The sequence below is a fragment of the Streptomyces sp. KPB2 genome (assembly GCF_003950055.1).
GTDB lineage: Bacteria > Actinomycetota > Actinomycetes > Streptomycetales > Streptomycetaceae > Streptomyces > Streptomyces salinarius.
On record NZ_CP034353.1, the window covers coordinates 6,790,626 to 6,804,355 of the forward strand.

At 74.5% G+C, this 13,730-nt stretch carries 8 protein-coding genes; 6 read left to right on the top strand and 2 right to left on the bottom strand.

The genetic code is table 11. The annotated features are described in order from the left end of the window. Positions 1-223: 223 nt before the first annotated feature. Together D1J63_RS30750 and D1J63_RS30755 are read right to left on the bottom strand one after the other, a co-directional pair. Positions 224-1,057 (bottom strand): putative hydro-lyase, encoded by an 834-nt coding sequence (locus D1J63_RS30750; RefSeq protein ID WP_125633316.1) that lies wholly within the window; start codon positions 1,055-1,057, stop codon positions 224-226. Next, positions 1,054-2,376 carry an MFS transporter gene (locus tag D1J63_RS30755; protein WP_125633318.1) on the bottom strand — a complete coding sequence of 441 codons (1,323 nt, stop codon included), beginning with the start codon at positions 2,374-2,376 and terminating at the stop codon, positions 1,054-1,056. Before D1J63_RS30755 ends, D1J63_RS30750 begins: the two co-directional genes overlap by 4 nt. A 152-nt stretch (positions 2,377-2,528) precedes the next feature. Here D1J63_RS30755 and D1J63_RS30760 point away from each other — a divergent pair, with 152 nt between their 5' ends. The 6 genes from D1J63_RS30760 (at position 2,529) to D1J63_RS30785 (ending at position 13,729) form a co-directional block, all read left to right on the top strand. Further along, a complete protein-coding gene (locus tag D1J63_RS30760) occupies positions 2,529-3,224 on the top strand; it encodes a GntR family transcriptional regulator (RefSeq protein ID WP_125633321.1) in 696 nt (231 codons plus the stop codon). Between the two features lie 93 nt (positions 3,225-3,317). Further along, positions 3,318-4,844, top strand: a complete 1,527-nt coding sequence (locus D1J63_RS30765; RefSeq protein WP_102930734.1) for a hypothetical protein — start codon at positions 3,318-3,320, stop codon at positions 4,842-4,844. 88 nt (positions 4,845-4,932) lie between these two features. Next, positions 4,933-5,814, top strand: a complete 882-nt coding sequence (locus D1J63_RS30770) for a hypothetical protein (protein WP_030398991.1) — start codon at positions 4,933-4,935, stop codon at positions 5,812-5,814. A gap of 79 nt (positions 5,815-5,893) precedes the next feature. Further along, positions 5,894-10,564 (top strand): hypothetical protein, encoded by a 4,671-nt coding sequence (locus D1J63_RS30775; protein ID WP_125633323.1) that lies wholly within the window; start codon positions 5,894-5,896, stop codon positions 10,562-10,564. A gap of 140 nt (positions 10,565-10,704) precedes the next feature. Beyond that, on the top strand, positions 10,705-11,691 hold the full coding sequence (locus D1J63_RS30780; RefSeq protein WP_125633324.1) for a hypothetical protein: 987 nt from the start codon (positions 10,705-10,707) through the stop codon (positions 11,689-11,691). 190 nt (positions 11,692-11,881) lie between these two features. Continuing rightward, positions 11,882-13,729, top strand: a complete 1,848-nt coding sequence (locus D1J63_RS30785; protein WP_125633326.1) for an HSP90 family protein — start codon at positions 11,882-11,884, stop codon at positions 13,727-13,729. Position 13,730: the final 1 nt, after the last annotated feature.

Consider the following 13,730-nt stretch of genomic DNA (forward strand, 5'->3'; position numbering starts at 1 on the left):
CGTCGGGCAGGTGGCCCGGGCGTCGGCAGAGCGGCCCCCGGGGTGTCGGCGTACCGTCGGGTCGCCCGTCGCCCGTCGCCCGTCGCCCGCCGCCCGCCGTCACGGAGCGGGGAGCGCACCGGAGTCCCCGGCGCCGTGCCCTCACGGGGCACCGGCGGACGCCGTACCGCCTCCGGTGCGAGCCGGCCGCGGGCGCCGCGGCGACGCCTCCCGGCATCCGGGATCACCCCACGCGGTACTGCTCGTCACGGGCGTCCGTGAGGAACATCTGCCCCGGTGCGTGGGTGAGCGCGAAGGGCGGCCGCGAGGCCATGACCGCCGCCTGCGGCGTCACGCCGCAGGCCCAGAACACGGGGATGTCGTCCGGCTCGCGCTCCACCGCGTCGCCGAAGTCGGGCCGGTCCAGGTCCTCGATGCCGAGCGCCGACGGGTCCCCGCAGTGCACGGGGCTGCCGTGCACCGCCGGGAGCAGGCCGCTCTCGCGGATCGCCGCCGACAGGTGCGCGGGCGGCACGGGACGCATCGACACCACCATCGGCCCGCGCAGCCGCCCGGCCGGACGGCACGGGCGCGAGGTGACGTACATCGGGACGTTGCGGCCCTGCTCGACGTGGCGGATCGGGACGCCCGCCGCGGCCAGCGCCCACTCGAAGGTGAAGCTGCAGCCGATCAGGAACGTCACCAGGTCGTCCCGCCAGTACGCGCGCACGTCCGTCGGTTCGTCCACCAGCTCGCCGTCCCGCCACACCCGGTAGCGCGGCAGGTCGGTGCGCAGGTCCGCGCCGTCGGCGAGCACGGTGGTCCAGGTCCCGGCGTCCGTGACGTCCAGCACCGGGCACGGCTGCGGGTTGCGGGTGCAGAACAGCAGCATGTCGTACGCCCAGTCGGCGGGCACCGAGATGAGGTTGGCCTGGGTGTGGCCGGCGGCGACCCCGGCGGTGGGGCCGGTCAGCCCCTCCCGGAAGCGGGCGCGGGCCGTTTTCGGGCTCCACGCGTGCGCGTGCTCGTCGACGAGGGCGAGCGGCCGGTTCCCGGTCGCGGGGTGCGGGTGGTTCATGCCAGTTCCCTTCCGCGCGTCTCCGGCAGCCCCAGCAGTGCCAGCGCCGCGATGCCGTAGCCGATGGCGCCGAAGACCAGGGCGCCGCCCACGCCCCAGCTGTCGGCGAGGAAGCCGACCGTGGTGGGGAACACGGCGCCCACGGCGCGCCCGGTGTTGTACGTGAAGCCCTGGCCCGCGCCCCGCACCGCCGTCGGATACAGCTCGCTGAGATACGAACCGAACCCGCTGAAGATGGCCGACATGCAGAAGCCGAGCGGGAAGCCCAGCACCAGGAGCAGGGTGTTGGCGCCGCTGGGAATGTTGGCGTACGCCAGGATGCAGACCGCCGACAGCAGCGCGAAGAGCCAGATGTTGCGCCTGCGGCCCAGCACGTCGGTCAGGTGGCCGCCGGTGAGGTAGCCGATGAAGGCACCCGAGATCAGGAACGTCAGGTAGCCGCCGGTGCCGACGACCGACAGGTCGCGCTCGTCCTTCAGATACGTCGGCACCCAGGTGGCGAGGGTGTAGTAGCCGCCCTGGACCCCGGTGGAGAGCAGGCTCGCGAAGAGCGTGACGCGCAACAGGCCCGGTGAGTCCGCCGTGCCCGGCCTGAAGATCGCCGCGAAGGAACCCCTGCCCGCACCCTTCTCGCGCGCCTCGGCGGCCCCGGGCGCGTCGTGGACGCTGCGTCGCACCCACACCACGAGGAGGGCCGGGAGCGCGCCGGTCCAGAACATGACCCGCCAGGCCAGGTCGTCCCCGGCCAGCGAGAACACCAGCGTGTACACGACCACCGCGAGCGCCCAGCCGACGGCCCAGGAGCTCTGCACCGCGCCGAGCGTGCGCCCCCGGTGCCTGGTGCTCGCGTACTCGGCGACCAGGACGGCGCCTACCGCCCACTCGCCGCCGAAGCCGAGGCCCTGGAGGGCGCGGAAGACGAGCAGCGTCTCGTAGTTGGGCGCGAAGCCGCAGGCGACCGTGAACACGGCGTAGGTGATCACGGTGATCAGCAGCGCCCTGACCCGGCCGGCGCGGTCCGCCAGCACACCCGCGAGCGCGCCGCCGATCGCGGAGACGACCAGGGTGACCGTCGTCAGCAGCCCGGTCTGGCCGCTGTCCAGACCGAAGTAGGCGGCCAGCGCGACCATGGTCAGCGGCAGCGTGAAGTAGTCGTACGAATCGAGGGCGTAACCGCCGAACGCGCCGCCGAAGGCGCGACGGCCCCGCGGTCCGAGGGCGCGCAGCCAGCCGAACGGGCCGTCGTCGAGGGCGTGTTCGGCCGTGCCGGGAGGACGGGTGCCGGTGGGCGGTGCCTGGGGTGGAGGGGGTGTGCTCATGGTGCACCTCGCAAGGGGAGGACGGAGGGTGCTGGTCGAGCGGTATGCCGAGCGGTACATCGAGCGGTACTGGGTGGCACCGTAGGGGATCGTTCAACGATCCCTCAATACCCCTGTTGTTTCGTTCTGACATCTGCGATTGAATTCCGGGCATGGCAGAGCAGTTGACCGGGCTGGCCGACGACCGTGCCCTCCTCGGGCGGACCAGCACCGCCGAGCGGGTCTCGGACATCCTCAGGAGCCGGATAGCCGAGGGCTACTTCCCACCCGGAACCCGGCTGTCGGAGGACAGCATCGGCGGCGCCCTCGGCGTCTCCCGCAACACCCTGCGCGAGTCGTTCCGCCTGCTCACGCACGAACGCCTGCTGGTCCACGAGCTGAACCGGGGCGTCTTCGTCCGGGTCCTGACGGCCGAGGACGTCGAGGACATCTACCGCACCCGCTCCCTCGTCGAGTGCGCCGTGGTCCGCGGCCTGGGGGAGCCGCCGTATCCGCTGGACGGGCTCGCCGAGGCCGTCGAGGAGGGGCGCCGGTCGGCCCGTGAAGGTGACTGGAAAGGTGTGGGTACGGCCAACATCCACTTCCACCGGGAGCTGGTCGCCCTCGCCGGCAGCGAACGCACCGACGAACTGATGCGCAGCGTCTTCGCCGAACTGCGCCTCGCCTTCCACGTCGTGGACGACCCGCGGCGCCTGCACGAGCCGTACATCGCCCGGAACGCGGAGCTCCTCGAGACGCTGCGGAACGGCGAGCGGGAGACGGCGGCGCGCCTGCTCGCGGTCTACCTCGAGAACTCGCTCGAGCGGGTCGTCGAGGTCTACCTGCGGCGGGTCGGGGACGACGCGTAGGGCAGGGGCGCGGGGCGGGGGCGGCCCCGGCCGGCAAGCGGGCCATCTGCGTCGTTTGGGTCGATGTCAGACCGAGGACCTAGTCTGTGCACCGTGACTTCGCCTGCACCGACGGACAGCGTTCCGCCCCAGCTCAGCGCGGGGCCGCGCCCCGCCCCGGGCCCGGCCGCCGACGAGGGGCTGGCGCGGCGGCTGCGCGCGCTCGCCTGCACGGCGCCGCTGCACGACCTCGACGCACGCAAGGCCAACCTCGCCGGCGAGTACTCGGTCTACGGCATGGCGGAGGTCGCCCTCGCCGCCATCGACCTCGTCACGCTGAACATGGACTTCGACACCGGCGCCGACCACGACCAGATAGTGGCCAGGCTGATCCCGCGCGTCGCCGCCCAGGCCCCGCACCGCCCCGCCGCCGAGCACGAGCGGGTGGCCCGCTGGGTCCTGGAGAACCTGATCAACGTCGGCAGCGTCGACCGCGGCTTCCGCGCCGTGTACGGCACCTTCGGCCCCGACGGCACCTACGTCCGCCGCGACTACGACTTCAAGCTGCTCGAAGAGGTCCCGGGACCGGGCGGCACCGTCTACCTGCGCACCACGGACGAAGCGGTCAACGTCCTCGTCGGCGCCCTGGACACCGACGTCACCAGCGCCCAGATCGCCGCCGAGGTCAAGCTCGAGGTGCTGATCAGCCGCGGTCGCCTCGCCGACGCCCAGCTCGCCGCCGAACAGGCCCGGTACCGGACCGTGCAGTACTCCGAGACCCTGCGCAAGGCCCTGGACGCCACTCGGCGCAACGTCCGCGCGGTGGACTGGCTCAGCGCCGTTCCGGACATGATCGCCGAGGCCCTGGACCACGTCGCCGACCGGTACCGGCACGAGAACGCCATCCTCACCAACATCCGCAAGGCCCGCGACGAGACCGAGGACGCCGAGCACAAGCGCCGCGCCGCCGAGCTGGTCGACATCGTCAAGGACTGCATCCGCCGCCACACCCAGCTCCAGTCCCGCCTCCTGGAGGCCGGCCCGCTCTTCCGCGCCGAACAGGACCGGCAGGCCTTCGCCACCCCGCTGACCACCTCCGGCCTCGACCTGTACGGCCACCTCGTCGCGCCCGTGCTGCCGTTGCCCGTGGAGAGCGCGCTGCGCGTCACCGACGCCTTCTTCGCCCGCGGCACCGGCCTGCGCACGCCCGTCTCCGTCCGGGTCGCCGACCTCGTCGACATACTCCTCACCCCGCCGGTGGAGCGGGAGCACCTCGGCGCCGAGATGCCCGAGCCCGACCTGATCGCCACGCCGGACGACAGCCGGTTCAGCGAGGAGCAGCTCGCCGCCGCCATGGAGCTGCTCGACCTGCCGCACGACGCACCGCGCCGGCTCTCGGGGCTGCTGGCGGACGCCCGCGGCCGGGACCCGGAGCTGCCCTACCTCGTCGCCCTGCTCGCCGTCCACGCGGCCAGTCCACCGGTCGGCACCGCCTACCGCCAGGGCGAGCCGAAGCTGCTGTTCGCCGTGGACGACGGCACCGAGCTGGACGACCCCGAATTCGGCGGCGCCGACCTCATCGTCGGCACGGCGCTGCTGGACGCGGCCGGCATGGCCGCGGACCGTACGGAGGCGGCATGACCGGCCCGCGCCGCCCCGACCACCGACCCACCCACCGCCCGGCCCGGAACCGAGGCACAGAGCGGCAGCACAGCAAGGAGTACCGACCGTGACCGAGCACGTCGACCGGAGCGAACCGGAGGCGGGTGCCGCGCCGGCCACCGCGGCCGTCACGCCCGCCGACGCCGCCGACGCGGCGCGGCTCGTCGCCTTCGGCCTCCAGCCCAAGCTGCTGCCCGCCCGCGACCAGGAGTACGCCGACCTGCTGCGCCGCTACCGCGAGGACCCGCCCTTCGCGCGGCTCGCCGACGCCGTGGCGGCAGGCCTGGGACTGGTGGTCCTGGAGGTCTCCCCGCGCGCCGGGATGGCTGTCACCGCCGCCGAGGACTCGGTGTTCGCCGTCCGCATGGGCGACTACGCGCGCCGCGCCGCCACCGACTCCGGCGACCGCTTCCTGCACGGCCTCGCCCACCTCGCCGTCGCGGCCATGGCCTATCCGCGCCCCGAAGACCTCGCCGACGACGGCTACATCGGCCGCGTCACGGTCAACGGCGTGGACGCGTTCGTCCGCCAGGCCTGCCGCAGACTCGAGGAGCGGGCGGAGCAGCAGGGCGAGAACACCGACCCGGCCACCGACGCCCCGGGCCTGGAGGCCGCCTGGCGGATCTGGGTCAGACGCAGCGCCACCGGCGCCACCAAGGACGCGCGCAGACTCCCGGGCTCCACCACCGGCATCGTCGGCAAGGCCGCCGCCTTCCTCACCGAGTCCGGCTTCCTCCAGCGCACCGGTGACGACCACGGCGGCACCTACCGCACGACGGCCCGCTACCAGCTCCAGGTGCGCGACATGGCGGGCAGCGCCGCCATGGCCGAGCTCCTGGACCTGGGCGTCGTCCCGGTCACCGACGGCACCGCGACCCTGCTGCCCGCCGAGGAGACGGACGACCTGGAGCTGGTCGCCGACGCCGGACTGCCCTTCCACTCCTCCTGACCACCCGGCCCTGCCAGAAGGCCGCTTCACCCCGCCCGTCCGAACGTCCCCGACTTCCGAAGACTTACGAGAGTCCGCCATGTACGAGCTGTCCCGGGTCCGCCTCTACTCCATCGGACCCGCCGGTGCGCGCTACGCCGACACCGTGCTTGACCTGCGCGGTGTGGGCGAACCCGTGCCCGACCCCGCGCCCACGCAGGCGGAGTTCTTCGAGGAGGAGCCGGTCGGCCCGCCGCGCCGGCCCGCGCCCGCGGGCGTGCTCTTCCTGGAGAACGGCGGCGGCAAGTCCGTACTCCTCAAGCTGATCTTCTCGGTGATGCTGCCGGGCCACCGCAACACCCTGGGCGGCGCCAGCTCCGGCGTGCTGCGCAAGTTCCTGCTCGCCGACGACTGCGGACACGTGGCGCTGGAGTGGCAGCACGTGCAGACCGGCGAGTGCGTCGTCGTCGGCAAGGTCAGCGAGTGGCGCGGACGGCAGGTCTCGGGCGACCCGCGGAAGTTCGCCGAAGCCTGGTACTCCTTCCGGCCCGGCCCCGGACTGACCCTGGACAACCTGCCGGTCGCCGAGGCCACCGCCGTACGCCCGCCCGTCGAGGGCGCCTCCGGCGCGCAGGGCAGGCGACGCACCATGAAGGGCTTCCGCGACGCGCTCACCGAGGCCGGCAAGGCCTACCCGCACCTGGAGGTGCACTGGGAGGAGATCCACGACCGCTGGATCGAGCACCTCGGCGACCTCGGACTCGACCCCGAACTCTTCCGCTACCAGCGCGAGATGAACGCCGACGAGGGCGAGGCCGCCGGCCTCTTCGCGGTCAAGAAGGACTCCGACTTCACCGACCTGCTGCTGCGGGCCGTCACCGACACCCGCGACACCGACGGCCTCGCCGACCTGGTCGGCGGCTTCGGCAACAAGCTGGGCCGGCGTGCCGAGCTGATCGCCGAACGCGACTTCACCGCCGGGTCCGTCGACCTCCTCGGCCGGATCGTCGAGGCCGCCGAGGCGCGCACCCGCGCCCGCGACATCCACACCGCCGCCGAACGCCGCACCAGGAACCTGGCCCGCCGGCTCTCCGCCCGCGGTGCCCGTGAGCGGGTCCGGGCGGGGGACCTCGCCCAACGGGTCACGGCCGCCGCGTACGCCGTCACCCACGCCGAGTCCGCCCGGGACCGCAGCGGTCTCGTCGCCGCCGAACTCGCCTACCGGCACGCGTCGCTGGCCCTCACCGGCGCCGAGAAGTCCGCCGCCGCGCAGAAGCGCGAACTGGCCGACGCCCGCACCCTGCACTCCGCCTGGCAGGCCGCCGAGGCCGTGCTGCGCCACCGGGCCGCCGCCGACCGCGTCGCCCGCGTGTCCGCCGCCATCCAGGAGGCCGAGCGGGACGCGGCCCCGGCCCTCGCCGCCCGTACCAAGGCCGCCGTCGACCTCGTCCGCGCCCTGCACGCGGCGGCCGGCAAGGCCGAGCACCACTCCAACGAGGAGGAGGCGAGGTCCGCCGCCCTCCAGGAGGTCAGCGACGCCGCCCACCGGGACTCCACCACCGCCGCCACCGAGGCCCAACGCGCCCGCAGCGAGGCGGGACACCTGCGCCAGCGCCTCACCGAGGTGGAGCAGGAGACCGCCGAGGCCGTCCGGGCCGGCTGGCTGGACGACAGCACGCCCGACGCCGACCCGGCCCGCGCCGCTCTCGCGGCCAGCGACGCGGAGAAGACGACCGTCGCCGCCTGGGACACCGCCCGTGAGGCGGCCCGCCGGGCCACCGAGCACGCCCGTGAGGCCGCCGCCGCGGAGAGCCGCGCCGAACTGACCGCGGCCCGCGCGGCGGACGCGGCCACCGCGGCCGAGCGCGCCCACGAGGGCGAACGGCGCACCGCCGAGGCACTGGCCGCGGAGGAACGGCTCGCGGAACTGCTCGGCCTCGCCGCCGACTCCCGCCCCGGCATCCCCCAGCCCCGCCGGGACACGGACCGGGACGACCGGGCCGCCGCCCCGAGGGGATCCGACGGCGCCCTCACCCCCGAGGAACTCGACCGCTTCGCCGACGAACTGCGCGAACTGCTCGACGACACCGTCACCTCCGCCGAGCGCCAGCTGTTCGAGCTGCGCACCGCCGCCGCCGACGACTCCCGCATCCTCGGCGCGCTCGGCGACGGCGGGCTCCTGCCGCCCGGCCCCGACGTGCTGGCCACCGTCGAGTTCCTCGGCGAGCACGGCATCCCCGCCCTGCCCGGCTGGCGCTACCTCGCCCAGGCCGTCGACCCCGCCGACCACGCGCGCGTGCTGGCCGCCCGGCCCGAGCTGGTCGACGGCGTGATCATCACCGACCCGGACTCGCACACCCGCGCCCGCGAGGTCCTCGGCGACGCGGCCCTGCTGCCGCGCTCCGCCGTCGCCGTCGGCACGGCCGCCGCCCTCCTCGCGCCGACCCCGGCCCCCGAGTCCGGAACCGGGGACGTCTTCCTCGTACCGCCGAACCCGGCCATGCACGACGAGCACGCCGCCGACGAGGAGCGGCACGCGCTGCGCGCCCGGGCCGGCGAGCGGGACGAGGAGATCCGCACGCTCGCCGCCCGCCTCGGAAAGGACCGGGAACTGGCGGCCCGGCTCGCCTCCTGGCGCACCGGCTGCCCCGCCGGACGCCTCGCGGAGCTGGCCCGCACCGCCGAGGAGGCCCGCGCCTTCGCCGAGGAGACCGAGGCCGAGCTGACCGAGGCCCGCACCCTGCGGGCCGAGGCCGACGAGAGCGCCGCCGAGGCCGTCCACCTGCGGGACGAGCGGCAGGAGGCCGCGCAGAAGGCCCGCCGTGCCGCCGACGCCCTCGCCGGCCTCGCCTTCCGGCTGCGCGAACGCGCCGGCTGGCAGGCCAGGGTCCGTGAGCTCGCCGACGAGGGAGCCGAGGCCGAGGCCCGCGCCCAGGCCTGCCTGGAGCGGGCCCGCGCCGCCGACGAGGACCGGCGCGCCGCCCAGCGCGCCGCCGACGACGCCCGCCGCACCGCCCGCGCCCTGCGCGCCGAGCGCTCCGAGATCGCCGGCGCCCCCGACGACGTACCGGACGAGACCCCCGGGGACGGCGCCGAGGCGCAGAAGGCGAAGGCGTCCCTGCCCGACCTCCGCGAGGCCTACCGCGCCGCCTCCCAGGTGTACGAGAAGGTCGGCGTCGGCGCCGACCTGCGCGCCGAACAGGCCCGCGCCGAGAGCGACGAGAGCGCCGCCCGTGCCGAGCTGGACCGGCTCAGCAACAAGGTCCGTACCCGCGCCGGGCAGCTCCTGGAGTCGCCCGACGGCTCCGACGGGCCCTCCCGGCAGGCCGCCGCCGCCCGCGCCGAGGAACTGGTGCAGCTCCTGGAGACCCGCATGTCCAGCGCGAGCGAACAGCTCGGCCGGCTGCGCGGCGAAGCCGAACGGCACGCACCCGAGGACGGCGACACCCACACCGACCTGCCCGAGGAGCTCCAGCCCCGCGACACCGAGCACGCCCAGACCCTGCTGCGCACGGCGACCACCGAACTCGCCACCCGCACCGAGGCGCTCGCCCGGGCCCGCGAGGCCCACGCCGAACTGCTCGACGCGCACCGCGCCGCCGAGGACGCGGCCGGCGGCTTCGACGAGATCGCCGCCATGCTCCGCGACCTGCTGCGCGACCACGCGCCCGAGGAGGAGCCGGAGGAGCCCGAGCCCTATGCCGGCGACCTGGAGGAGGCCCGCAGGGCCGCCGCCGAGGCCCGCCGTTCGCTGCGCGGCTGCGCCGCCGACCTGTCCGCCGCCGAGGCCGCCGTACGCGAGGCGAGCGACGTCCTCGTCCGGCACGCCAACTCCACCCGCTACGAGCAGGTCCGCACCCCCGCCCGTCAGCAGATCCGCGAACTGCCCGCCGCCGCGCTGCCCGAGCACGCCGCCAAGTGGGCGGACGCATTCGCGCCCCGGCTGCGCGTCCTCACCGACGAGCTGTCCCAGCTCGAGCGCAACCGCGACTCGATCGTGGACCGGCTGCGCGGACTGGTCGAGTCCGCCCTCGCCACGCTCCGCTCCGCCCAGCGCCTGTCCCGGCTGCCGGAGGGCCTCGGAGAGTGGTCCGGGCAGGAGTTCCTGCGCATCCGCTTCGAGGAGCCCGACCAGGCCACCCTCACCGAGCGGCTCGGCGAGGTCGTCGACGAGGCCACCCGCGCGGCCGTCAAGAAGAACTCCGACCTGCGCCGCGACGGCATGTCCCTGCTGCTGCGGGGCGTCGCCGCCGCCCTGCAGCCCAAGGGCGTCGCCGTCGAGATCCTCAAGCCCGACGCCGTGCTGCGCGCCGAGCGCGTCCCCGTCGGCCAGATGGGCGACGTCTTCTCCGGCGGCCAGCTGCTCACCGCCGCCATCGCCCTGTACTGCACGATGGCCGCGCTGCGCAGCAACGACCGCGGCCGAGACCGGCACCGTCACGCGGGGACGCTGTTCCTCGACAATCCCATCGGCCGCGCCAACGCCACCTACCTGCTGGAGCTCCAGCGGGCCGTGTCCGACGCGCTCGGCGTCCAGCTCCTGTACACCACCGGCCTGTTCGACACGACCGCGCTGGCCGAGTTCCCGCTGGTCATCCGGCTGCGCAACGACGCCGACCTCAGGGCGGGCCTGAAGTACATCAGCGTGGAGGAACACCTGAGGCCCGGCCTGCCCCAGCCCGCCCCCGCCGCCGAGGGAGAGGGCGAGGCGGTGCACAGCGAGATCACGGCGACCCGCATGTTCAAGCGCCCCGCACAGTCGCCCGCGTAAACACGGTCCACGCCTGCCGCAGCCTGCCGACGCCTGACCGCGCAGGACGTGAAGCCGGTGTGGAAACGAAGTGGAGGCGATGTCAGAGCTTCCCCTTATGCTGCTCCAGTTGATCAAGCGGCACCTGGGGAGGGCGCGACATGTTCGGCAAGCTGTTCGGCAGGGCGGGGGAGAGACCGGCGGCGGATCCGCACGCCATGCCGGTCCTGCCCGGGCGCAGGAACGGGACGTACATGCTCCGCGCTCTCGGCGACACGCGGGTGCTGGCGCTGGTGGAAGCGGCCGACGCGGGGGACTGGGACGGGGTGAAGGCGGCGCTGAGCCCGTTCGACCTCGGCCGTGACCACCAGGTGCTCGGTGAGCTGGCCGACCTGGACGGCGTGCAGGACTGGATCGGCCGGGCCGTCGAGCAGGACGCGGAGCACCGGGCGACCGCGCTGCTCATCTCCGGGGCGCGCCACATCGCCTGGGGCTGGGAGGCACGGACCGCCGATCGCGCCGTGAACGTCACGCAGGAGCAGTGGCGCGTCTTCCACGAGCGGCTCGAGATCGCCGAGGAACAACTGCTGCTCGCCGCCGAGCTGCGGCCGGACTGGATCACCCCCTGGTGCCGCCTCCTCACCTCCGCCCGCGGCATGTCGCTGCCGGACGACGTCAAACACACTCGGTACGAGGCCGCGCTGCGCCGTGACCCGCTGGACCTGGAGACCCATGTCGAGCGGGTGTCCCAGCTCCAGCCCCGTTGGGGAGGCGAACCGGGAGAGGCGATGAGGTACGCCCGCGAGGCGTTCACCCGAGCACCCGAGGGGCACCGCCTCGGCTGCGTGGTGGCCATGGCCCACATCGAGGACTGGGTGGAGTCGGACAGCCCGAGCTGCCTGGACCTGCCGTACATCCAGAAGGAACTGCGGGACGCGGCACGGCACAGCATCCTCCACCCCGCCTATGAGCGGCGCCCGGGCTGGCAGCAGGACTTCAACATGTTCGCCATGGCCCTGTCGCTGGCCTCGGAGAGCGTCGTCGCCCCGCGGGTCTTCCACGAGCTGGGCGGCGCCTGCACGCCGTGGCCCTGGCGCTACATGGCACAGCCCGAGAAGGCCTACGCCCGCTTCCGCCGCCACGCCTGAACCGCCCGAGCCGCACTCCGGCCGCCGCGACGCGTGAGCCGGTCGGGTCGTACTCCGGCCGCCGCGACGCCGATCCGGCCGGGCCGCGCTCCGGCCTCCGGCACGCCACCCCGGCGCCAGTCGCGCTCCTCGCGCTTCCCGCGCTCCTCGCGCGCTTCACTCCTCCGCCACGCCACCCCGGGACTGCCCGATGACTCTGTCCGACGCTTCTTCGCACCCCGCCGGCGCCGACCGCACCTTCCAGGTGGATCTGCGCGGCCTCGTCGACCTCCTCTCCCACCACCTCTACTCCAGCCCCCGCGTCTACCTGCGCGAACTCCTGCAGAACGCGGTGGACGCGCTGACCGCCCGGCACGCTCTCGAACCGGACGCCCCGGCGGGCGCCCACGGCATCCGGCTGTACGCCGACGGTTCGGTCGTCCGGGTCGAGGACGACGGTGTCGGCCTCACCGAGGCCGACGTGCACACCTTCCTCGCCACCATCGGGCGCAGCAGCAAGCGCGCCGAGCAGGTCGCGGAACAACGCGGCGACTTCATCGGCCAGTTCGGCATCGGACTGCTCTCCTGCTTCCTGGTCGCCGACGAGATCCACGTCGTGAGCCGCTCCGCCCGCACCCCCGACGCACCCGCCGTGGAGTGGCGCGGACGCGGTGACGGCAGCTACACCATTCGCACCCTGCGCGCCTCCGCCCGGTCCCGCCCCGGCACCACCGTCACCCTGACGCCCCGCGCCGACGCCGGCGAGTGGACCCGGCCGGCGCGGGTGCAGGCGCTGGCCCGGCACTTCGGCTCCCTGCTGCGGCACCCCGTGACCTTCGACGACGGCACGGGCGGTGCGGGCGCTCCCGTGAACCCCGAGCCCGCACCCTGGGCCCGTACATACCCCACCCCGGGAGCCCGCTCCCGCGCCCTGGCCGCGTACGGCGAGGAGGTCTTCGGGTTCACGCCGCTCGACACCATCGAGCTGGACCTGCCGGCCGTGGGCCTGAAGGGCATCGCCTGCGTCCTGCCGCAGGCGGTACCGGCCGGCCGGCGCCACGGCCACCGCGTGCACGTCAAGGGCATGCTGCTGTCCGAACAGGCCGAGGAGATCCTGCCCGAGTGGGCGTTCTTCGTCCGCTGCGTCGTCGATGCCGAGAGCCTGCGCCCGACGGCCTCCCGCGAGTCCCTGTACGAGGACGACACCCTCGCCGCGGTCCGCGACGCCCTCGCCGAGCGGCTGCGCGCCTGGATCGCCCGGGCCGCCGCCAGCGACCCCGACCTGCTCGCCCGCTTCCTCCACGCCCACCACCTGGCCGTGAAGTCGCTCGCCGTGCACGACGACGAGATCCTGCGGATGCTGCTGCCCTGGCTGCCGTTCGAGACCACCGACGGGCACACCACCCTCGACGAGTTCGCCCGCACCCACCGCACCGTGCTCGTGACGTCGAGCGTGGAGGAGTTCCGGCAGGTCGCCGCGATCGCCTCGGCCGCGGGGCTCGGCGTCGTCAACGGCGGCTACACCTACGACCGCGAACTGGTCCACCGGCTGCCCGAGATCAGGCCTGAGAGCAGCGTCGCCGACCTCGACCCGGCGACCCTCACCGCCCACCTCGACCCGGTCGACCGGGAGACGGAACTCGCGGCGGCGGCCTATCTCGCCCGGGCCCGCGAAGCCCTGGCCGTCTTCGACTGCGACGTCGCGCTGCGCACCTTCCAGCCCGCCTCCGCCCCCGCCCTCCTCGTCGACAGCCGCGAGGCCCGGCACGAGCGCACCCGCTCCCAGCTCGCCCGCGAGCAGGAGGGCGGCCTGTGGGGCGACATCCTCGGCGCCCTGCGCCAGGAGGCCCCGCGCGCCCAGCTCATCCTCAACCAGCTCAACCCGCTGGTCCGCACCGCCGTCGCCATCGACGAGCCCGAACTGGCCCGCACCAGCGCCGAAGCCCTCTACGGACAGGCGGCACTGCTGTCCCGGCGCCCGCTCAGGCCCGCCGAGTCGAGCCTCATCAACCGCTCCTTCCTCGACCTCCTCGCCCACGCCCTCCGCAAGGACAACTGAC